Annotated in this window: 22 protein-coding genes; 14 read left to right on the forward strand and 8 right to left on the reverse strand. The window is 69.9% G+C overall.

The window, feature by feature from the left end:
- Positions 1-812: 812 nt before the first annotated feature.
- From V1457_RS04825 to V1457_RS04845, 5 genes are all read left to right on the forward strand, one after another.
- Positions 813-2,384 carry an alkaline phosphatase D family protein gene (locus V1457_RS04825; protein WP_338600749.1) on the forward strand — a complete coding sequence of 524 codons (1,572 nt, stop codon included), beginning with the start codon at positions 813-815 and terminating at the stop codon, positions 2,382-2,384.
- 148 nt (positions 2,385-2,532) lie between these two features.
- Positions 2,533-3,090 carry an ElyC/SanA/YdcF family protein gene (locus V1457_RS04830; RefSeq protein WP_338600752.1) on the forward strand — a complete coding sequence of 186 codons (558 nt, stop codon included), beginning with the start codon at positions 2,533-2,535 and terminating at the stop codon, positions 3,088-3,090.
- A 138-nt stretch (positions 3,091-3,228) separates the two neighbouring features.
- Positions 3,229-4,116, forward strand: coding sequence for a 3-keto-5-aminohexanoate cleavage protein (locus V1457_RS04835; protein ID WP_338600755.1), 888 nt, complete (start codon positions 3,229-3,231; stop codon positions 4,114-4,116).
- Complete coding sequence (locus V1457_RS04840) at positions 4,116-5,045, forward strand: 3-hydroxyacyl-CoA dehydrogenase NAD-binding domain-containing protein (protein WP_338600758.1); 930 nt, start codon at positions 4,116-4,118, stop codon at positions 5,043-5,045. Before V1457_RS04835 ends, V1457_RS04840 begins: the two co-directional genes overlap by 1 nt.
- Positions 5,042-5,470 (forward strand): thioesterase family protein, encoded by a 429-nt coding sequence (locus V1457_RS04845; RefSeq protein WP_295150067.1) that lies wholly within the window; start codon positions 5,042-5,044, stop codon positions 5,468-5,470. Before V1457_RS04840 ends, V1457_RS04845 begins: the two co-directional genes overlap by 4 nt.
- Positions 5,471-5,634: 164 nt before the next feature.
- Here V1457_RS04845 and tsaD read toward each other — a convergent pair whose 3' ends face one another.
- The 3 genes from tsaD to tsaB are packed head-to-tail and all read right to left on the reverse strand — an operon-like array spanning position 5,635 to position 7,954.
- Complete coding sequence (tsaD, locus tag V1457_RS04850) at positions 5,635-6,708, reverse strand: tRNA (adenosine(37)-N6)-threonylcarbamoyltransferase complex transferase subunit TsaD (protein ID WP_200068475.1); 1,074 nt, start codon at positions 6,706-6,708, stop codon at positions 5,635-5,637.
- Entirely contained in the window at positions 6,705-7,193 is a 489-nt protein-coding gene (gene rimI, locus V1457_RS04855; RefSeq protein WP_200068474.1) for a ribosomal protein S18-alanine N-acetyltransferase, read from the reverse strand. Before rimI ends, tsaD begins: the two co-directional genes overlap by 4 nt.
- Entirely contained in the window at positions 7,190-7,954 is a 765-nt protein-coding gene (gene tsaB, locus V1457_RS04860; RefSeq protein WP_200068473.1) for a tRNA (adenosine(37)-N6)-threonylcarbamoyltransferase complex dimerization subunit type 1 TsaB, read from the reverse strand. Before tsaB ends, rimI begins: the two co-directional genes overlap by 4 nt.
- On the opposite strand from tsaB, the gene V1457_RS04865 reads away from it, so the two are divergent.
- A complete protein-coding gene (locus tag V1457_RS04865; RefSeq protein ID WP_338604820.1) occupies positions 7,944-8,666 on the forward strand; it encodes a barstar family protein in 723 nt (240 codons plus the stop codon). The two genes, tsaB and V1457_RS04865, sit on opposite strands and share 11 nt — an antisense overlap.
- Positions 8,667-8,703: 37 nt before the next feature.
- Here the strand turns inward: V1457_RS04865 and V1457_RS04870 are convergent, their stop codons facing one another.
- The 5 genes from V1457_RS04870 to V1457_RS04890 all read right to left on the reverse strand — a co-directional run bounded on the left by V1457_RS04870 (position 8,704) and on the right by V1457_RS04890 (position 14,498).
- On the reverse strand, positions 8,704-10,656 hold the full coding sequence (locus tag V1457_RS04870) for an AAA family ATPase (RefSeq protein ID WP_338600769.1): 1,953 nt from the start codon (positions 10,654-10,656) through the stop codon (positions 8,704-8,706).
- 193 nt (positions 10,657-10,849) lie between these two features.
- Positions 10,850-10,981, reverse strand: a complete 132-nt coding sequence (locus tag V1457_RS04875) for a hypothetical protein (RefSeq protein ID WP_338600772.1) — start codon at positions 10,979-10,981, stop codon at positions 10,850-10,852.
- On the reverse strand, positions 10,978-12,321 hold the full coding sequence (gene allB / locus V1457_RS04880) for an allantoinase AllB (protein WP_338600775.1): 1,344 nt from the start codon (positions 12,319-12,321) through the stop codon (positions 10,978-10,980). The genes V1457_RS04875 and allB overlap by 4 nt, the downstream gene beginning before the upstream one ends.
- A 326-nt stretch (positions 12,322-12,647) precedes the next feature.
- Positions 12,648-13,289, reverse strand: a complete 642-nt coding sequence (locus V1457_RS04885) for a GntR family transcriptional regulator (RefSeq protein ID WP_200068472.1) — start codon at positions 13,287-13,289, stop codon at positions 12,648-12,650.
- Between the two features lie 96 nt (positions 13,290-13,385).
- On the reverse strand, positions 13,386-14,498 hold the full coding sequence (locus tag V1457_RS04890; RefSeq protein WP_200068471.1) for a glycerate kinase: 1,113 nt from the start codon (positions 14,496-14,498) through the stop codon (positions 13,386-13,388).
- 208 nt (positions 14,499-14,706) lie between these two features.
- Between V1457_RS04890 and V1457_RS04895 the strand changes: the two genes are divergently transcribed.
- The 8 genes from V1457_RS04895 (at position 14,707) to V1457_RS04930 (ending at position 21,315) form a co-directional block, all read left to right on the forward strand.
- Positions 14,707-14,982, forward strand: a complete 276-nt coding sequence (locus tag V1457_RS04895) for a hypothetical protein (protein WP_200068470.1) — start codon at positions 14,707-14,709, stop codon at positions 14,980-14,982.
- Between the two features lie 81 nt (positions 14,983-15,063).
- On the forward strand, positions 15,064-15,414 hold the full coding sequence (locus V1457_RS04900; RefSeq protein WP_200068469.1) for a helix-turn-helix domain-containing protein: 351 nt from the start codon (positions 15,064-15,066) through the stop codon (positions 15,412-15,414).
- An 87-nt stretch (positions 15,415-15,501) separates the two neighbouring features.
- Positions 15,502-15,999 carry a 2-oxo-4-hydroxy-4-carboxy-5-ureidoimidazoline decarboxylase gene (uraD, locus tag V1457_RS04905; RefSeq protein ID WP_200068468.1) on the forward strand — a complete coding sequence of 166 codons (498 nt, stop codon included), beginning with the start codon at positions 15,502-15,504 and terminating at the stop codon, positions 15,997-15,999.
- A complete protein-coding gene (uraH, locus tag V1457_RS04910) occupies positions 15,996-16,319 on the forward strand; it encodes a hydroxyisourate hydrolase (protein WP_200068467.1) in 324 nt (107 codons plus the stop codon). Before uraD ends, uraH begins: the two co-directional genes overlap by 4 nt.
- A 6-nt stretch (positions 16,320-16,325) precedes the next feature.
- Positions 16,326-17,216: a factor-independent urate hydroxylase gene (gene pucL / locus V1457_RS04915; protein ID WP_338600782.1), complete on the forward strand. Its 891-nt coding sequence runs from the start codon at positions 16,326-16,328 to the stop codon at positions 17,214-17,216.
- A gap of 160 nt (positions 17,217-17,376) precedes the next feature.
- The gene (locus V1457_RS04920) at positions 17,377-18,711 is read left to right on the forward strand and encodes a nucleobase:cation symporter-2 family protein (protein ID WP_338600785.1); all 1,335 of its coding nucleotides are present in this window, start codon (positions 17,377-17,379) and stop codon (positions 18,709-18,711) included.
- 115 nt (positions 18,712-18,826) lie between these two features.
- Positions 18,827-20,104 carry a VanZ family protein gene (locus V1457_RS04925; protein WP_338600788.1) on the forward strand — a complete coding sequence of 426 codons (1,278 nt, stop codon included), beginning with the start codon at positions 18,827-18,829 and terminating at the stop codon, positions 20,102-20,104.
- A 215-nt stretch (positions 20,105-20,319) separates the two neighbouring features.
- Complete coding sequence (locus V1457_RS04930) at positions 20,320-21,315, forward strand: glycoside hydrolase family 43 protein (protein WP_338600791.1); 996 nt, start codon at positions 20,320-20,322, stop codon at positions 21,313-21,315.
- The last annotated feature ends 82 nt before the right edge of the window (positions 21,316-21,397 follow it).

The following is a 21,397-nucleotide window of genomic DNA, read 5'->3' on the forward strand; positions in this document are numbered from 1 at the left end:
GTGACCTCCACCTTCTGGGGCCTGCGTAAGCGTTGGCTGGTTTGGTGACGGCTCCGTGACTCCCCGCCGTCGCGGGTGCCGGGGCGCTCCGGCGCCGTGCTGGTTGGCACTCTACCGAGGCGAGTGCCAAGCCTCAACAACGGGGACCGCTTACCCGCGTAATCCGAAGGCGGGAACCGGCGCGGACGGGTCCGGCCGCTCGCGGTGCCGGGCGATGCGGGCGCCGCGACGAGATCGCGCGGGACGGTTCCACCGGAACCGATCTCGACCGACGATCAGCGCGCGGATCGCGCCGGGCGCAGCCACACCCGCCGCCGCGGCCTCGAACCCGATCTCGTTGACGATCTTCGCAGGTAGATCGGCTTGCGGGAAATGTCACCGGAACCCGAAGCAGGTTCACAACAGCCCGCCGCCGTGGCTTAGGTTCTGCCCCATGGCTCCGACGAAGCCCACGAACCGACCGTGGGAACGCCGCCCTCGCCCGTCCCGTCCGCCAGGGCCGTCCCGACCACCAACCCGGTCCGGCTGGCGCCCGCGCTGAACTCGGTTCCCGTCTTCGAGCTCGTTCAGGCGCTCGGGTGGCGGAAGCGGCCGACGCCGCTTGAAAACACCCGAGCCGAGCATCGGTCCCGGGACAGGAACTCGGAATCACCGCCGAGATCAACAGCTCCTCTTCGCTGAAAATTAACCAGCGCCCCATCGGGCGTCGGTAACTTGCCACTCGTTCGAGTTAAAGCCGGGGCGGTCGCCACGCCTGGTTCGCCGGTGGCCGCGCACCCGTGCCGGACACCGACGAACTGGGAGGACCCGACATGCCCGACCCCACCACGCCTCGATCCGTTTCCCGCCGCGCCGTGCTGCTCGGCGGCGCCGCCGCGCTCGGCACCACCGCCGTCGGCGGTTCTGCGCTGGCGAACGCCTTCGCACTGCCCGGCGCGGGCAGCGGGCGGCCGCTGGCCGACCCGTTCACGCTCGGCGTCGCCTCCGGCGACCCGGTCGCCGACGGCGTCGTGCTCTGGACCCGGCTCGCGCCCGACCCCACCGCCGACGACGGCAAGGGCGGCATGCCCGAGCGCGTCGTGCCGGTGCAGTGGGAACTCGCCGAGGACGAGAACTTCAGCCGCATCGTGCAGCGCGGCGAAGCCCAGGCCGCCCCGGAACTCGGGCACAGCGTGCACGTCGAACTCGAGGGCCTGCGGCCCGGCGCGGAGTACTACTACCGGTTCCGCGCCGAAGGCAGCGTCTCGCCCGCCGCGTTGACCCGCACCGCCCCCGCGCCGGGCACGATGGGTGAGCTGACGATGTGCTTCGCCTCCTGCGCGCACTACGGCGAGGGCTACTTCACCGCCTACCGCCGGATGGCCGAGGAGGAGCCGCAGCTGATCCTGCACCTCGGCGACTACCAGTACGAGTACGCCGCCGAGGACGGCGACGTGCGCAAGGTGCTCGGCCCGGAGACGCGCACGCTGGCGAACTACCGCCAGCGGCACGCGCAGTACAAGACCGACCCGGACCTGCAGCTCGCGCACGCCACCGCGCCGTGGGTCGTGGTGTGGGACGACCACGAGACGGAGAACAACTGGGCGGACGAGACACCGGAGAAACCGGACTCCGGCTTCCTGGACCGCCGCAAGGCCGCCTTCCAGGCGTACTACGAGAACATGCCGCTGCGCTCCACGGCCAAGCCCAAGGGCATCGACATGCAGCTCTACCGCCGGCTGCAGTGGGGCGACCTGACCACGTTCCACATGCTCGACACCCGGCAGTACCGGGACGACCAGCCGTGCGGCGACGAGGGCAACGTGGACTGCAAGGAGAGGCTGAACCCGGACCGCACGATCACCGGCTCGGAGCAGGAGCGGTGGCTGCTGGACGGGTTCGCGAACTCCTCGGCGCGCTGGGACGTGCTGGGCCAGCAGGTGTTCTTCTCCCGGCTGGACAACGACGTCGACGACGGGGTCGAGTTCAGCACCGACTCGTGGGCGGCGTACGTGGCCAACAGGGACCGGGTCGCCAACGCGCTCGGCGAGAGCAAGGTCCGCAACGGCGTGGTGCTCACCGGTGACGTGCACCGGCACTGGGCCGCGGAGGTGCAGACCGAGCACGAGAACACCGATTCCCCTGTGGTGGCCACCGAGTTCGTCACGACCTCGATCACCAGCGGTGGCGACGGCAGCGACGACGGCAAGCAGGACGTGCTCGCGGAGAACCCGCACGTGAAGTTCCACAAGAACCGGCGCGGCTACGTGCGGACCAAGTTCACCGCGGGCGAGCTGCGGGCGGACTACCGGGTGCTGCCGTACGTGTCGAAGAAGGACGCCGAGGTCTCCACGGCGAAGAGCTTCGTCGTCGAGGACGGCAAGCCCGCCTTGAACGAGGCGTGAGCAGCGGTAAGCACGGAAGCAACGAAGAAAGAAAGACAGCAAGTAAGCAAGGCGGGTGAGCGGGCCGCCCCATCGCCGGCGGTCCGCCCACTTCGATCAGCGCCGGGCGCGGCACACTTGGTGCGTGCGCTGGCGATGGTGGTTACTGGTGGCGGGCTCGCTCGGGCTGGCGGGCCTGCCCTCGGTCTGGGTCCGAGCGCGCAGCGCGGGCCGGATCCGCACGTTCGCCGACGTGCCGCCCGCCGAGGTGGCGCTGGTGCTCGGCGCCGGGGTGCGCTGGGACGGGCGGCCCAGCCGGATATTGGCCGGGCGGCTGGACGTCGCGCTCGCCCTGTACCGGTCCGGGCTGGTCGAGCAGCTGCTGGTCAGCGGGAGCCCGGAGTCGCGCGGGTACAGCGAACCGGTGGTCATGCGGGATTTCCTCGTGTCGCGGGGAGTTCCGCGCACGGCGGTGCTGCTGGACGAGTCCGGTGTGGACACGTGGTGCTCGTGCCGCGGTGCCGCGGAGGTGTTCGGGCTGCGCGCGGTCACCGTGGTCACCACCCGGTTCCACCTGCGCCGGGCGGTGGCGCTGTGCCGCCGCGCGGGCATCGACGCTTGCGGCGTCGGTCACGACGCGGCCGCCGACGGGCTGCGGCGGGTGTCCGCGCGCGGCGCGCGGCGTGAATTCCTGGCGACCACCAAGGCGTTCTGGCGCAGCCACTGAGCTGACTCCCAGGTCAATCAGAACTTCGGGTGGCATTTCCCTCTGCTGTCTGAATATGCCTTCCACGGGTCTCGACCATTGCGATTACCGCAACGCCACTGCTAGCGTCCGGCTTCGATCGGAGGAAGGGGCCGGGCCATGAACGACGAAGTGATCATCACCGCCGCGCTGACCGGCGCGGGCGACACGGTGGGCAAGAGCGAGCACGTGCCGGTGAGTCCCGAGCAGATCGCCGAATCCGCGGTGCAAGCCGCGAACGCGGGCGCCGCCGTGGTGCACATCCACGTGCGCGACGTGGAAACCGGCCAGGGTTCGCGCGAGGTGCCGCTGTACCGCGAGGTGGTGCGCCGCATTCGCGAGTCCGATGTGGACGTCGTGATCAACCTGACCGCGGGCATGGGCGGCGACCTGGTGATCGACCAGGACGACCCGCTCAAGCCGGTGGACGGCACCGACCTGGTCAACGGCCTGGACCGGTTGCCGCACGTCGAGGAGCTGCTGCCGGACATCTGCACGATGGACTGCGGTTCGCTGAACTTCGGCGAAGGCAGCCAGCTCTACATCAGCACCCCGGACATGCTGCGCGCGGGCGCGAAGCGGATCCAGGAGCTCGGCGTCAAGCCGGAGCTGGAGATCTTCGACACCGGCCAGCTGTGGTTCGCCACCAAGATGATCGAGGAAGGGCTGCTGGACGCTCCGCCGCTTTTCCAGCTGTGCATGGGAATTCCGTACGGCGCGCCGCCCGACCCCGGGCTGCTGCAATCGATGGTGCGGATGCTGCCGGAAGGCGCGAACTGGGCGAGCTTCTCGATCGGCCGCAACCAGTTCCCGTGGGTGGCGCAGTCGGCGCTGCTGGGCGGGCAGGTCCGGGTCGGGCTGGAGGACAACCTGTACCTGAGCAAGGGCGTGAAGGCCACGAACGCACAGCTCGTGGAGCGCGCGGTGACGATCGTGGAGAGCTTGGGGTCGCGGGTGGCGACTCCGGACCAGGCGCGCGCCAAGCTCGGCCTGAAGCGGAGGTCCTGATGGCACCGCACGTCGCGTGCATCGGCGCCGGAGTCATCGGCGGCGGCTGGGTCGCGCACTTCCTGGCGCGGGGATACCGCGTGACCGCGTGGGATCCGGACGCGGACTTCGGGCCGCGGCTGCGGCGGCTGGTTGATGCCGCGTGGCCTGCGCTGACCGAGCTGGGCCTGGCCGATGGCGCGACGCGGGACGACCTCACCTTCGCGTCCACTCTGGACGAGGCGGTGGCCGGGGCGGACTTCGTGCAGGAGAGCGCGCCGGAGGACCTGGAGATCAAGCAGGACCTGCTGGCCCGCATCGACGCCGCGACGCCCGCCGGCGTGGTGATCTCCTCGTCCACCTCCGGGTACGGCATGACCGAGATGCAGCAGCGCTGCACCACCCCGGAACGCCTGGTGGTCGGGCATCCGTTCAACCCGCCGTACCTGATCCCGCTGGTCGAGGTCGTGGGCGGCGAGCGCACCGAGCGGTGGGCCGTCGAGCACGCTTCGCGCTTCTTCGAGGCGGCGGGCAAGTCGGTGATCACGATGGACCGCGAGGTGCCGGGTTTCATCGCCAACCGGCTGCAAGAGGCGCTGTGGCGGGAAGCGCTGCACATGGTGGCCGAGGGCGAGGCGACGGTCGCGCAGATCGACGCCTCGATCACCGAAGGCCCGGGGTTGCGGTGGCCGCTTTTCGGGCCGTGCCTGACCTTCCACCTCGCTGGCGGTGAAGGCGGGATGGCGCACATGCTCGACCAGTTCGGGCCGTCGCTGAAGTCGCCGTGGACCCGGCTGGAAGCTCCGGAACTCACCGATGACCTGCGGGAACGGATGATTCAGGGCTGCGCCGAAGAGGACGGCCGGGACATCTCCGAACTCGTCGCCGAGCGGGACCGCGCGGTGATCGCGGTGCTGCGGGCGGTGCGGGAAGTGCGGGAGGGTTCGTGAGCTGGGAGCTGCGACAGCGCGTCCGTCCGGAGTGGATCGACTACAACGGGCACCTCAGCGAGGCGTACTACGTGCTGGTGTTCGGATTCGCCACGGACGCGGTGATGGAGCGGATCGGTTTGGACGCCGCATACCGCGCCACGACCGGGCATTCGCTCTACACCGTCGAAGCGCACGTGCGGTACCTGCGGGAAGTCGGCCCGGACGCGGACATGGTCGTCACGTCCCGGATCGTCGGCGGCGGTGCGAAGAAGCTCTTGCTGTGCCACGAGATGACCGTGGACGGCGTGCTGCGCGCCACCGAGGAGGTCGTTGCGCTGCACGTCGGCTCCGACCGCGCGGTCCCGTTCCCGGACGACGTCGCCGACCGGATCACCGCGGCCATCGAGCCCGCCCCCGAGTACGCGGGCCGCTCGATCAGCTGAACCGCCGCCGAGCGAACGGACCGTTGGTCCAATCTAGTGGGACGAGCAGGCCGTTCACTCCGATCTCCGTTGCCCTGGCCGAGTGGCGCGCGGGCGTGTCGGCATGGGCCGATGTATTTGAGCGAACGGACCGTTCGACCAATCTAGTGGGACGAGCGGTCCGTTCACTCCTGGTGGTGTGCGGGGAGGTTGATGGTGTCGACCGGCAGGCCGGGGTTCGCGGAGATGTCCAGCGGGGACGGTCGCGCGCCGGAGGCCAGCACGTGCGCGCCGAGCGCGGCGATCATCGCGCCGTTGTCGGTGCACAGCCGGGGTTTCGGCACGCGCAGCGCGAGCCCGGCGGCAGCGCAGCGCTCCGCGGCCAGCGCGGCCAGCCGCGAATTCGCCGCAACGCCACCGGAAATGACCACCGTGTCCACGCCGAGCTCGTCGGCCGCGCGCACCGCCTTCGAGGTGAGCACGTCGGCCACCGCCTCCTGGAACGAGGCGCACACGTCGGCGACCGGCACTTCCCGCCCGGCCCGCTGCTCGTGCTCGACCCACCGGGCCACCGCCGTTTTCAGCCCGGAGAAGGAGAAATCGTGCCGCGAGTCCCGCGGCCCGGTCAGCCCGCGCGGGAACTCGATCGCGTCCGCGGAGCCCTCCCGCGCCATCTTGTCGATCGGCGGCCCGCCCGGGTAAGGCAGGTCGAGGATGCGGGCGACCTTGTCGTACGCCTCCCCCGCCGCGTCGTCGATGGTGGAGCCGATCTGCGTGATGCTCTCGGCGACGCCTTCCACCAGCAGCAGCTGGGTGTGCCCGCCGGAGACCAGCATCGCCAGGCAGCGCTTGGGCAGCGGCCCGTGCTGCAGCGTGTCCACGGCGACGTGCCCGGCGAGGTGGTTGACGCCGTAGAGCGGCACGCCCAGCGCGGCCGAGTAGGCCTTGGCCGCGGCGACCCCGACCATCAGCGCTCCGGCCAGGCCGGGTCCGGCTGTCACCGCGATAGCGTCCACATCGGACAGACCGAGGCCGGATTCGTCCAGCGCGCGGCGCATCGTGGGCGCCATCGCGGCCAAGTGCGCACGGCTGGCGATCTCCGGCACCACCCCGCCGAAGCGGGCGTGCTCGTCGACGCTGGACGCGACCGCGTCCGCCAGCAGGCTCACCGAACCGTCCGGGCCGAGGCGCACCAGCCCGACGCCGGTTTCGTCGCAGGAGCTCTCGATGCCGAGCACGATCCGGTCGGTGGCGGTCATTCCGGGCCACCTCCCTCCTGGTGTTCCGGTTCGCCCAGCGGCGGGCGGCGCATGGTGTGCGCGTCGGCGCCGGAGGGCTGGTAGTAGCGCCTGCGCAGGCCGACGATCTCGAAGCCGTGCGCCCGGTACATCTCGATCGCCGGTTCGTTGTCGGTGCGCACTTCGAGGAACGTTGTGGCGCGCTGCTCATCGGCGCGGGACAGCAGCCGCAGCAGCAGCGCCCGGCCGACGCCGCGGCGCTGGTGGTCCGGGTCGACGCCGATGGTGTGCACCTCGGCTTCCGGCGGGCGCCCGGTCAGCGCCAGGCCCGCGTAGCCGATCAGCACCTCGCCGTCGTAGGCGCCGAAGTAGAGGTGGCCGCGGTCGAGTTCCGAGGTGAACGAGGCGAGCGACCACGGATCGTCGCCGGGGAACAGCACCTGCTCCAGCTCGGCGCAGCGCTTCAGGTCGCGGCGGCGCAGCTTCGCCACGAACGGCCCGCTCACGGCGTGCCTCCCGAATCCACCGGGCTGACCTGCTTGCGCGGTGCGGGCGCTGCGGCGTCCGGGCGCCGCAGGTACATCGGCACCAGCGGGAGCGGTTCGGCGCCGGAGAGCACTTCACCGCGGGCGGCCGCGACCAGCCCGGTCGGCGTCGGATGCTGCGGTTCCAGCACGTCGAGCCCGAAGCTGTCGCGGTGCTCGGCGGCCATCGTCCCGGCCGCGTGGTCCAGGTCGAGCCCGTCGATCTCGGCGGGCACGTCCTGCGGGCGGTGCACGTGCGGGCCGGTCAGCCGGGAGCGGTCGCTGCCGTAGGCGGCCCAGTAGACCTCCTTGCGGCGCGCATCGGTGGCGACCAGCAGCCGCATCCCGCCGGTCGCGCCCGCCACGGCGGCCCCGGGTTCGCCGATGTCGGCGATCGCGCCCGCGTCCGGGGTCGCGCCGGGTACCGCGGCGGCGATCGCGTCGAGGCTGCACACCGGATGCACCGGCACGTCCAGGGCGTGCCCGAGAGCACCCGCGGTGACCATGCCCGCGCGCAGCCCGGTGAACGGTCCGGGGCCGGAGCCGACGACGACCGCGTCGGCGTCGGAGAGCTGGTGGCCGGCTTCGGCGACCGCGGCCATCAGGTGCGGGGTGAGCAGCTCACCGTGCGCCCGCGCGTTGATCGTCACACGTTGCGCGAGGGGCCGCGGCCCGCCGCCGTCCAGGGCGACCAGTCCCGCGGTGACCGCGGGCGTCGAGGTGTCCAGCGCGATGACGAGCACAGCACTGCAGATTACGTCAAGCCTGGTCACCGGCGGTCGACGGGTGCCGAGCAGGGGCCACGCGGCCGACCCTGCCCCGGCATGCTGGCAGTCGGCGGAAGGGGAGCTACTCGTGCCGGAACGTTTCGTCTGCGCAGAACCGCGAGATCTGTTCAGCGCGGCGTCCCCGAGCAATACAGCCGACGGGATCGAGTGCGAACGGCTCGGGTGGGCGCATCTCACCGATGCGACCGGTGAGTCGTTGAGCAGCTGGGCCGCACCGACCGGCGGAGCACCGGCGATCCACGTCGCCGTACTCGACGGAACGCGTTGCCGTGCTGCACCCGAGTTATTCCGGCACTGCGCCGAGGTCTTGGAGTTGCCCGAGTACTTCGGCCACAACTGGGACGCGTTCGATGAGTGCGTTTCCGACCTGCTGATATTGGACGAAGGCGGGCTGGGCAGCTACTACGGCGGTCGAGCGGGCATCCTTGCCGACCGGTTGTTGCTGGTGTTCCGGCGGGCGGATCAGCTGCTGGCCGAGTCCGCCCGCGGGGAGCTCCGGGTACTTCTGTCGCTTCTCAAGCGCGCGTACCCGGGGGCACAAGGCCGCATCACGCAGCACAGCTACGCGGATCTTCGCGTGCTGTTCCAGTGCGCTCTGCGGCCGCCGGGCAGGTGCGCTCAAGCGCTCACCGAGCAACTCCCTAAAGCTTCAGGAAGGGGCTTGTGACCCCAGGCCGGTCAGACAAGGCCAGTACGGCCCACGACTACTCCAGTGCAGCATCCTGCTCTTCGCCGAGCACCCCTTGTACAGGCACCACTACGGGCCCGTGCGGCTCGGCCAGGTCTCGGATGAACCCTTGTTCCCGGTCGAACCTGTGCACCAGGATCCGGTCCGCAACCCCTTGGTCGATGTCGTTGTCTACGATGATCACCTGGTAGGGGCGGGCAAAACGGTCGTTTCCCCAACTGCGCCGATCGTCCATGAGATCGAGGAAACGCCCGTAAACCCGGTACGCGAGCTTCTTGTCGTGCGTGTTCGCCCCGTAATTCTTCTGCGGGGAATCGACCATGAGAAGCGTTGGCGCGGCGACGTTCTCGTTCTCCAAGGAGTAGGTCAGCAGTGCCAAGCTATACGCGATGCTGACGGCGGCACGCGCGCCGCTTCCGCGCTGGGTGAACTTCTGCCCGTCGACCACGGGACCCCACTTGTCCTTGTCGATCCACGCATGGCCGGTCGCGTTGGGCAGACCGATGGAGTGGACGATGTGCTGGAAGATCCCTGTGAGCACGGAGCGCACCTGTTCGGGATCCTCGACATCGGCGCCGGCCAAGGCACGCTGTTGTTTGCGCTTGCCCAGCAGCGTCTGCTGCTCCTCGATCTTCCGGTAGCGGTCAGCAAGCCTGTCGTGCGCAGCCAACGTCCGCTTCAGCGCCTCCTCTGCCGCCTGCAACCGCGCCGCCTCGGCCGATAGCGCGGCGAGCCGGTCAACGAAAGGCGCGAGTCCGCTCGCGGCTTCCCACTCGAGCGTCTCGTCCACTTGACGGAGGTTCTCGCGCACACGCCCAGCCGCTGTTTCGGCCTCCGCCGCGGAGTTCTCCAACTCGGCACGCCTGGCCAGCAGGCGCTCCTGCGACCTGATCAGGGGCCGCCGCTGCGCCGGATATTCCTCGCCCGGCAACAGGCTGGTGCACAGGTAGCACCGACCGGGGTCGGGCACTCGATCTGTGAGATCCGTACGGCACGCAGGACAGTTGGACTCGATCAGCGGCAACGTCGCACGGTCCTGCGGATCAGTCGCTGCAAGTCCATCCAGGTGGGCCAACGCGTCCTCGACCCGCTCCAACTCCGCCACGCACGCGGCGTGCTCCCGGTGGATCTCATCGAGTTCGCGGTCCGACGCAGCGACCTCCCGCTGCGCCGCCAGGCGACGCGCGCGCAGCTGTTCCGAATCACCGGTTGCGGTTCGCGCCGTCTCCTTCGCCGCTGCGAGTTCGTCGAGCGCGCGGCACCGCGCAGCACGCACTGCGGCCAGTTCTTCTTCAACGGCCGCTCGGTCGGTGCTCGCCGATTCGGCCAGGAATTCGCGGACCGTTTCGGCCCGTTCGAACAGTTTGCTGATCTCCTTGCCGATCTCCTCGATCTCGCCGGTCAACCGCTCGTGTTCGGAGGTCGTGAGGTTGAGCAGCAATTTCAGCGTGACCAACCGCGGACGGTCGTGCCGTTGGGACCTGATGATGTGCCGGTCGATGTCGCTCTGGTTGAGGTGCAGGTACGGGAGCAGATCAGTGGGGAAGTCCAGCGGACCCACGCGCTCCACCCGCACCGAGCTGAACTTCTCGAGCAGTCCCAACTGTTCCAACAGCCACTCCGAGATGGTGGGCGTCGAGCCCTTCGGTCGGACCGGGAGGGGCCGTACCGGCGTGCCGGACTCGTCCGATAAGCACACCCGCGATATGTCCTTGCGGGAACGCCGGAGCTGGTAGGAACCGGTGGGCAACCGGATGCCGATCTCGACCTCGAGCAGGTGCCGGTCCACCGCGCCCCGGAACTCCCTGATGTCCCCACCAAGAGCGAAGCAGATGCATTCCAGCAACGATGACTTGCCGGTGTCGGCCACACCGACGATGGCCACGACGCGGGAATCGAGATCGTAGGGGGCCTGCCAGCCCTGCTCGGTCCGGATACGTATCCAGCGGATCTGGAGCTGCGTCGCCATTGCCGGCCCCCAACGCTTTGATCACCAAACCGACGCCGTCCTCGGCAGCGCCCGTTCGAGCGAGACTGACCCCCTTCGCCGCTTCTGTCACGAGGCTCAAGATCTTTTTCAACCGTTCGGTGCAGTACCTACCCTGAAATACCGGCCAACTGGATAGCGCTCGATTGAGCCACCCTGTCGTGGGTCGGCTGCGCTAGCGGACGCGCGTCGCGCGAAGCCAGTCCAGCAAACCTTCGATCTCCGCGGAAAACGCACCGGCCAGCGGGCGTGCAGCCAGCAGCTGCTCAGCCTGTTCCGTGCCGAACAGCGCCGCCGCACCGGTCACGCCTCTCCACGGCTCAGCAGCGTTCCCCGCGGCGGTCCGGTGACGTCGATCCGGTTGCCGCGCAACCAGGTTTGGCGCACCCGTCCGGCGAGCGCGCGGTCGTGATAAGCGGAGACCGGGTTGCGGTGCTGCAACGCGGCGGCGTCGACCACGAAGGCGTCGTCCGGCGCGAACACGCACAGGTCCGCGTCCGCGCCGACCGCCAGCGAGCCCTTCCGGTTCAATCCGGCGATCTCCGAGGTGCGACCGGCCATCCACCGCACGACGTCGCTGAGCCCGTGCCCGCGCAACCGCGCCTGCGTCCAGATCGCGGAGAGCCCGAGCTGGAGGCTGGAAACCCCGCCCCACGCGACGCCGAAGTCCCCGATGTCGAGCCGTTTCAGCTCCGGGGTGCACGGCGAGTGGTCGCTGACGATGCAGTCGATCGTTCCGTCGGCGAGCCCGCGCCAGAGCGCTTCCCGGTTCTGCGCTTCGCGGATCGGCGGGCAGCACTTGAACTGGGTCGCGCCGTCCGGGATCTCCTCGGAGGTGAAGCACAGGTAGTGCGGGCAGGTCTCGACGGTCACCCGGACTCCGTCCGCCTTCGCCGAAGCGATCATCGGCAGTGCGTCCGAAGAGGACAGGTGCAGGATGTGCACCCGGCCGCCGATGCGCCGCGCGAGATCCAGGACCTGCGCGATGGCGGCGTTCTCCGCGCTGCGCGGCCGGGAGGCCAGGAAGTCGCCGTAGTGCTCGCCGTGCGCGCTCGGGGCGTGGTCGATGGCCTCGGAGTTCTCCGCGTGCACGATCATCAGCGCGTCGTCGGTGGCCAGCTCGGTCAGCGCTTCGACGAGTTCTTCGGAGTTCAGCGGCGGGAACTCGTCCACCCCGGAATGCAGCAGGAAGCACTTGAAGCCGAACACCCCGGCCTCGTGCAGACCGTGCAGCCGCTCGCGGTTGCCGGGGATCGCGCCGCCCCAGAAACCGACGTCGATGTGCACCTGATCGCGGGCGGTTTTCCGCTTCACGTCGAGGGATTCGGTGTCGACGGTGGGCGGGAGGCTGTTCAGCGGCATGTCGACGAGCGTGGTGATGCCGCCTTCCGCGGCGGCCCGGGTGGCGGTGGCGAAGCCTTCCCACTCGGTGCGGCCGGGGTCGTTGACGTGCACGTGGGTGTCGACGAGGCCGGGCAGCAGCGCTTCGTCCTCAGCGAGTTCCACGGTGCGCTCGGCGGGCAGTGCCGCGTCGAAGGCTTCGACGGCGGCGATCCGGCCGTCGCGAACGGCGAGGCTGCCCGGTGCTTCCCCACGCGGGCCGATCATCCGCCGCGCCCGGAAGACCACGTCGAACTGCTCGGTCACACCGGCCTCCTCACCGTCGGGATGGTCGCAACAAGGTGTTGCTCTTGGTCAAGCCCGCGACGGCTTGCGCGGCCCTTCCGGCCGGCCCGCGCCGCGACGTATACGTTTTGGTATACGAAGCTAGAGCGCCGTTCCCTCCGGGTCAACCGCCGCCCGTCCGGAGCGAAGGTCCCCTTCGGCCGAATGGAACGAACGACCCCTTCACTCCCGAACCCCGCGCACCGCCGACACACCGACGCGACACCCGTCCCGCGCAGAGCACGAGGGGTCCGTCGACCGGACAGATGGGGCGAAGAGGTCCTACATCCGGCTCGCGGGCGGCCGGTTCAGAACAGCATTCGCTCCAGGACCATGGCGCGGCTGGCGCGCACATGGCCGAGCGCCAGCTCCGCGGCGCGATCGGCGTCCCCGGCGGCGATCGCCGCGTGCAGCTCGGCGTGCTCCCCGCACACCCGCTGCGGCTCCAGGTTCAGCCGGAACAGCCACGCGAGCCTGCCGTGCAGCGGCTCCAACATGGAGGCCAGCAGTTCGTTCCCGGACAGCGCGACCAGCCGGTCGTGGAACTCGGTGTTCGCCGCCGACATCGCATCGGTGTCGGAGTCCTGCCACGCCTGCCGCGACCGCCCGGCCAGCTCGCCGAGCCGCTGCACCTCGGCCTGCGAAGCGCGGTTCGCGGCCAGCCGCGCCGCCAACCCCTCCAGCGCCTCGCGCACGTCGAACAGCTCCTCGACCTGCCTGCGGTCCAGGCTGCGCACGAACACCCCGCGCCGGTTCGGCTGCACCTCGACGAGCCCTTCGCTCTGCAACATGCGAATGGCCTCGCGCACCGGAACCCGGGAAATGCCGAACTCGGCGGCGATCTCCTGCTCGTAGAGGCGGTCGCCGGGCCGCAGCGCGCCTTCGCTGATCCGGTCCTGCAACGCCCGCCGGACCTGGTCCCGCAACGGAACCTTCGCCGCCTCGGTCACCGCGCACTCCTCCCCATCGCCCCCAGCCTAGGGTGCTCGCTCCGGCGTTCGCCGCGGTCCGCGATCTCTTCGCAGCGGCCAGCGCGACCGGGATTCTCAGCCGAGCCAGTTCGCGGCGATGCGGCGGGCCAGTTCGGGCAGCAGCGATGCGGCGTCGCGGATGCAGCGCTGCGGGTCCGGTTCGATGTCGGTGAGCGCGTGCACGTCGGCGAACCCGGCTTCACGCAGCCGCTCCGGCGTCAGCACGCACCGGCCCGCGACCGCGACCACCGGCACGCCTGCCGCGGCGGCCCGGCCTGCCACCACCGACGGCGCCTTGCCGTGCAGCGTCTGCTCGTCCAGCGCGCCCTCACCCGTGATGACCAGCGCGGATCCCGGCAGCGCCGAGTCGAATCCGACGAGCTCGAGCACCAGGTCCGCGCCGGAACGCTGCCGCGCACCGAGCACCGCCATCGCCGCGTAGCCGACGCCGCCTGCCGCACCGGCGCCTTCCTGCTGGGCCACGTCTTCCCCGCCCGCGCGGGTCACCGCTCGCGACCAGCTCTTCAGCGCGGAATCCAGCAGCCGGACCTGGGTGGGATCGGCACCCTTCTGCGGCCCGTACACGTGCGCGGCACCGTGCTCCCCGAGCAGCGGATTGTCCACATCGGACGCCAGGGTGATCTCGGCTTCGGCCACCCGCGGGTCCAGCCCGCCGAGGTCGACCGAGGCCAGTTCCACCAGTCCCCCGCCGCCGGGCGGCAGCGGTTTGCCCGCGTCGGCCAGCAGCCGGGCGCCGAGCGCGGCGATCATGCCCGCGCCGCCGTCGGTGCAGGCGCTGCCGCCGACCCCGATCACGATCTTGCGAGCGCCCGCGTCCAGCGCCGCGCGGACCAGCTCACCGGTGCCGAAGCTGGAGGCGGTCATCGGCGCGAGCTCGCGCTGCGGCAGCAGCGCCAGACCGGAGGCCCCGGCGAGTTCGATCACGGCGGTGTCCCCCTGCACCGCGATCTCGGTGCCGATCGGGGTGCCGACCGGCCCGGTCACCCGCACCGGCACCGATTTGTAACCGGCGGCGAGCGCGGCCTGCACGGTTCCGTCGCCGCCGTCGGCGACCGGCGTCCGCCGCACCTCGATCCCGGGCATCCCTGCGGCCAGCGCGTCCGCGACACCCGGGGCGGTCAACGACCCCTTGAACTTGTCCGGCGCGATCAGGACGGGACCGGGCACGGTGCTCTCCTCACTGACGACTGGTTACCCGCACATTCCACCCGACTCGCCCGATCAGCGGAAGCCCGCTTGATCACTTCTCACCTTGCGGAGCAGGCCGGCTCGCTCGTGGATCTGCTCACCGGCAGCTCCGGACCGGCCCGGTCGCCCTCGTCCGGCGTCGTAGGCTGGGCGGAATCCGGCCCGCCCCGCACTCGACGGAGGCCCCATGCACCCGACCGAATCGCAGGTCACGGCCCAATCACCAGTGACGGCCGAGTTCACCACCGAGCCGTTCCGCGGCGAGGGGGAACCGCCGCAGCACGCGGTGGCCGCGCGGGACCGGCTGCGGGCGGCCGGGCTGGAGCCGGACTTCGGCCCGCTCGGCACCTCGGTCACCGGCCCGCGCGAGACCGTGCTCGGCGCGCTGTCCGGCGTCTTCGACACCGCGTTGGCGGCCGGGGCGAACCGGATCACGCTGCAGATCACCACCGACGAGCCCTGATCGACGCCCCTGATCCGCGCCGGGCGCTGCCCCACCCGCTGCGCGCTCCGTCCGCGGCGCACTCCTTATTAGGCTGTTCGCGTGCATGAGTTGGCTTCCGCGATCGAGCCGCTGCTGACGCGGCTCGACGCCACCGCAGTTCCGGTCGAGCAGCGGGAAGCCGGCGACGTGCTGCTGTACTGGGAAGGCGAGCCCGCGCTGGCGGTGCGCCTGCCGGGCGCGGAGCTGACGAGCGCGCTGGACCGGCTGATCGCCGAGGTGGAGGCGGAGCTGGGCGCGCGCCTGCCCGAGCTGGAACGGGCCGAGAAGCAGCGGGCGGTCCGGCTGCTGGAGGAGCGCGGCGCGTTCACGTTGCGCAAGTCGGTGGAGTCGGTGGCCAAGGCGCTGGGCGTCAGCCGATTCACCGTCTACAACTATCTCAACCGCGAATAACCCTCCCCACCAGCAACTTCAACAAAGTGTTGACACCGTTCGGCGGTGGTCGTAGCTTCCTTTCCCAACGAAATGGAGGGGAGCCCGATGTCCGCACCCGACCGGTTCAACACCGCGGATCGGCCCGCGCTGCTCGCCGAGCTGCGGGCGTGCCTGGACGTGCCGCGCTGGGCCGCAGTGGTCGCCGACGCCCGGCCGTACGACTCGTCGCGGGAGCTCCGCGACCGGGCCGACCAAGCCGCCCGCGACCTCACCGACGACGAAGTGCACGCCGCGCTGTCCGCGCACCCGCGGATCGGTGAACGCCCTTCGGGGCAGGGCGCGGAAGCCGCGCACTCGAAATCGGAGCAGTCCGGTGTGGACTTCCGGGACGCGGAGCTGGCGAGCGCGCTGCGGACGGCGAACGCGGAGTACGAGGACCGCTTCGGCCACGTCTACCTGGTTTGCGCCAGCGGCCGCAGCGGTGCCGAATTGCTGGAGGTGCTGCGCTCCCGGCTGCACAACGACCCGCGCACCGAGCTGGGCGTGGTGGCCGACGAACTGCGCAAGATCGCGCTGCTGCGATTGGAGAAGGTCCTCGAATGAGCGCTGTGACGACGCACGTGCTGGACGCCGCGCTGGGCCGCCCGGCGACCGGCGTCACCGTCCGCCTGGCCGGCGCGGAGTCGACGTTGGCCGAAGGCGTCACCGACGGCGACGGCCGGATCCCGGAGTTCGGCCCGGATTCGCTGGCAGCGGGCGACTACGAGGTGATCTTCGAGACCGGCGACTACTTCGCCCGCCAGGGCACCGAAACCTTCTACCCGCGGGTCCGGATCCCGTTCCGGATCACCGATCCCGCCCAGCACTACCACGTTCCGCTGCTGCTGAGCCCGTTCGCGTTCTCCACCTACCGAGGGAGCTGATCCTCAATGGGCATCGTCATGGGACCGAATCAGTACGGGAAGGCCGAAGTCCGCTTGGTGGCGGTGGATCGCGCCACCAGCAGGCACGGCCTCCGCGATCTGACCGTGAGCACCGCGCTGCGCGGGAAGTTCGACGAGGCGCACTACACCGGCGACAACACCAACGTGCTGCCGACCGACACGCAGAAGAACACCGCCTACGCCTTCGCCAAGCAGGCCCCGATCGGCGCGATCGAGGACTTCGCCCTGCGGCTGGGCAGGCACTTCATCGACACGCAAGAACCCGTGCACGGCGCGCGCGTGCTGGTCGAGGAACACCCGTGGGCGCGCATTCCGGTCGGCGGCGAGGGCCACGACCACGCCTTCCACCGCGACGGCGACGAGGCCAGGACGGTCGCGGTCACCTTGGACGGCTCGGTGTCGCACGTCGTCGCGGGCCTGAAGAACCTGGTGGTGCTGAAGTCGACCGGCTCGGAGTTCTGGGGCTACCCGAAGGACGAGTACACCACGCTGCAGGAGACCACCGACCGGATCTTGTCCACCGCGGTGACCGCGCGCTGGCGCTACCTCGGCACCGACGTGGATTGGGACAAGAGCTTCGGCGAAATCCGCGCCACCATGCTCGAGGCGTTCGCCACGACGCACAGCTACGCCTTGCAGCAGACGCTGTACGAAATGGGCCGCTCGGTGCTGGAAAAGCACCCGGAGGTCGCCGAAGTCCGGTTGTCGCTGCCGAACAAGCACAACTTCCTGGTCGACATGACCCCGTTCGGGCTCTCCAACGAGAACGAGGTCTTCTTCGCCGCGGACCGCCCGTACGGCCTGATCGAGGGCACCGTGACCCGCGACGACGTCGAACCCGCCAAGGCCGCCTGGTACAGCCTCCCGGAGTTCTGAGGCAACCGGCGAATTCCGCCGGCAGTTTTCTCAACTTTTCACCACTCGCGATTCCGCGCGCCCTGGAACGGGCGATCAGCGTTGATCCGACGGAAAACCCGGCGAGGGCTCCTCCCGGGTAGCACTCGAGCCGAAATCCCTCCCGGCCTAGGAGTCCGCGATGGCCCTCGAAGAAGCAGCCGCCGTGCATCCGGTGGACAAGATCCCCCCGCCGCCCAAGATGGCCGCGTTCGGGTTGCAGCACGTCGCCGCGATGTACGCGGGCGTGGTGGCGCCGCCGCTGATCATCGGTGAGTCCTTGGGGCTGTCCGCGGTGCAGCGGACGTTGCTGATCGGCGCGAGCCTGTTCACCGCCGGGCTGGCGACTCTGCTGCAGTCGCTGGGGATCTGGCGGATCGGGGCGCGGCTGCCGTTCGTCAACGGCGTCACTTTCGGCTCAGTGGCACCGATTCTGGCGATCGTGGCGCAACCGGTGAGCGGCAACCCGCTGTCGGTCGTCTACGGCGCGGTGCTGATCGCCGGGGTGCTGGCGTTCCTGGCCGCGCCGTTCTTCTCGCGCCTGGTGCGGTTCTTCCCGCCGGTCGTGAACGGCACCGTGATCACGCTGATCGGGCTGTCGCTGATGCCGGTGGGCATCAAGTGGATCGCCGGGCAGAACCAGTCCGCACCGGACTACGGCTCACCCGCGCGGATCGTGCTGGGCGCGGTGACGCTGGTGCTGGTGCTGCTGCTCAACCGGTTCCTGAAGGGCTTCTGGAACCGCATCGCGCTGCTGATCGGCCTGCTGATCGGCACCTTGCTGGCGTGGCCGTTCGGGCTGGTGGACACCTCGACGTTCGAGCAGGCACCGGTGTTCCACCTGCCGATGCCGTTCGAGCTGGGCACGCCGTCGTTCAGCGTCAGCGCCACGCTGTCGATGTGCGTGGTGATGCTGGTGGCGATGATGGAGAGCACCGCGGACATGATCGCGCTCGGCGAGATCGTGGACCGCCCCGCCGATGAGAGCACCATCGCGGCCGGGTTGCGGGCCGATGGCGCGGGAAGCGCGGTCAGCGCGCTGTTCGGCGGTTTCACCTGCAGCGCGTTCGCGCAGAACATCGGGCTGGTCGCGCTCACCAGGGTGCGCAGCCGCTTCGTCGTCGCAGCAGCGGGCGGGATTCTGGTGCTGCTCGGGTTGTTCCCGATCGCGGGCGCGATGGTTTCCCTCGTGCCGCAACCGGTTCTGGGCGGCGCCGCGCTGGTGCTGTTCGGTTCGGTGGCGGCCAGCGGGATCCGCACGCTGGGCCGCGCCGACCTCGGCGATCCGTTCCAGCAGCTGATCGTGGCCGCATCGCTGGGCATCGGACTGATCCCGGTCGTGCAGCCGGAGTTCTACGAGCACGCCCCGGCCGCCCTTCGCACGGTCCTGGATTCCGGGATCAGCACCGGCTGCCTCGCCGCTCTCGTGCTGAACCTGCTGTTCTCCCGCAGAAAGGCAGCGGCCGAGGCCTCCTAGCGCAGGGACCGGTCCGCGAACCCGAAAAAGCCGACAAGGGTTATCCCGAAGGTTCGCGGAATCCCACCGGATCGTTCCCGGAACCGTCCGCGGCGGTGCGGAATACTGACGGCCCGTGCTCGAGACCTATCTGCTGCCGATCCGCGCATCCGCATTGATCTTCCCGGCGCTGGCGTTCGTGATGCTCGTCCCGGTCGCGGTCGTGCTGTACCGCCGCCACGGCGTGATGCGCTGGTCGGCATTGTCCTTCTACACGTTCGCGTATTACGGGATCGCGACGTGCTGCCTCGTCATCATGCCGCTGCCGAGCGGGTCGGTGGACGTGTGCACCAAGTACGCGAAGATGCGCGAGCCGCAGCTGATCCCGGGTTCCACGTTCGGCGACGTGTGGAAGGAAGCGGACCACCAGTTCACGCTGAGCGCGCTGATCCTCACCAATCCCGCGGTCTACAAGACCGTCTTCAACATCGCGCTGATCGTCCCGCTCGGCATGTTCCTGCGCTACCTGCTGCGCTGGGGCCTGCTACCCACGACGCTGGCGGGTCTGGGCACTTCGCTGCTGTTCGAGATCTCCCAGTACACCGGGTTGTTCGGGATCTATCCCTGCCCGTACCGGCTGGCCGATGTGGACGATTTGATCGTGAACACCTCCGGTGCGGTGATCGGCTGGCTGCTGGCCGGTCCGATCGTGCGGCGGCTTTCGCACCCGCGGCACTTCGACGATCGGGTGCTGGCGCGGCATCCCGTCCCCTTCGGGCGGCGCGTGGTGGCACTGCTGCTGGACTGGACGGGCTGCTTGGCGTGCGCGGTGGTCGCGGCGTTCCCCGCGTACTGGATGTCCGTCGACTTTCGCCTGATGTCGGGCGCGGCAGCGGTGGTCTTCCTGGCGTGGTTCGTGGGACTGCCGAGGCTGACCGGGACCACACCGGGCAAGTGGCTCCTGCTGCTGCGACTGACCACTGCGGACGGAAAGCGGCCCACGGCCGGGAAGTTGCTGTTGCGCGCCTTGCTGATGGCGCTTCCGGTCGTGCCGCCCATGGCGATGTACGGCGGAGGGGCGCTGGTCCTGCTGGTCAACCTCGTGTCCGAAGCGGACGTGTGGCGAGGGATCGTCGCGCAGATCCAGCAGAACCCGGCGTACGTGCAGCAGCAGGTCTTCGACACGTTCGATGGCCGCACGCTGGTGCGTTGCCTGGTGTTGGCGGTGCCCGTCGTGTTCATCCACATCGGGCTCGTGGTGTACGCGGTGGTGGTGCGGCGGAATCCGCAGGACCGCAGCGTGCACGAGCTGGCCTCCGGGGTGTCGAACTCCGCGCTGCCGCACACCCGCGCCACGCGCGAATCCGCGCCCGAAGCGGACGCGGTCGAATACGCCACCGCAGCCGAGAAATGACGCACTCCCCGTGATCTCCGCCCGCATTCTGCGCACAATCAGGTGATCCACTCCCCCGATCTTTCCGAGTGAACGGACCGTTCGACCGATCTGGTCGGTCGAGCGGTCCGTTCACTCATGTCCGCTCGCTCGGACGGGTGTCACTCGTGAGGTGAACGTGACGGGCGAGGTCGGTGGGGCGCGACTGAACTGGCACGGACACCGAAGGAGGGACCGTGCCGCGAAAGCGCTCCAGCGTCAGCCTGCTCGCCGCCATTCTCCTGCTGATCTTGTCGCCGAACGCGCAAGCGCGCGAACCGACCAGGGGGCCCGAGTTGGCACAGCAGGTCATCAACCGCAATTTCCCCGATCCCGACGTCTTCACCGAGGACGACACCTACTACGCCTACGCCACCAACACCGGCGGATATCACGTGCAATTGGCGACCGCGTCGGATCCGGCCGGTCCGTGGCAGCAACGCCCCGACGTGCTCCCGAAACTCCCGCCGTGGATCGGCCCTTCCGAGTCGGGCAGCCTGAACATCTGGGCGCCCGATGTCAGCGCCCGCGACGACGGCACCTACCTGCTCTACTACACCGCGAATCACGCGCCTTCCGGCAGGCAATGCATCGGTGCCGCGGTCGCGGATTCCCCGCTCGGCCCGTTCGAGCCGACGAGTCCGGAACCGCTGATCTGCGCACCGGGCCAGGGCGACGTGATCGACCCGGCGAGTTTCGTCGACGACGACGGAAAGCGGTATCTGCTCTACAAGGATTCCCGTGGCGCGCGGGCGCGCAGCGGCCCGTCGACCATCCACTTGCGACCGGTCGCCGCGGACGGACTCACCCCCGCGGGCGCGGACGTGTCGTTGCTGAGCGCGGACCGCCCGGAGGAGAACGGTGTCGTGGAGGCTCCGACGCTGGTGCGCCGCCCGGAGGGTTACGTGCTGTTCTACTCCGGAAACACCTTCGACAGCGGGGATTACTTCACCAACTACGCCACCGCGCCGAGCCCGACCGGCCCGTTCACCAAGGCTCCCGGCACGTTGCTGAGCAAGGAAGCCTTGGGCGGCTCGGTCCGCAATCCCGGCGGCCAGGACGTTTTCGACGACGGCGACCGAATCGCGTTCCACGGTGATCTGCCCGCACCGCCCGGCGATCGCGGGCTCCACGTGGGCGGGCTCTCGTGGAACGGCTTGAATCCGGTGCTGAGCCCGGACTCCCGAACTTGACCGACTCCCGAACTTGACCGACTCCCGCGCGACCGGACTCCCGCACTGAGCGGCCGCGCGCGGAATACACCCGATCGTGGCC

Source organism: Saccharopolyspora sp. SCSIO 74807 (assembly GCF_037023755.1).
Lineage (GTDB): Bacteria > Actinomycetota > Actinomycetes > Mycobacteriales > Pseudonocardiaceae > Saccharopolyspora_C > Saccharopolyspora_C galaxeae.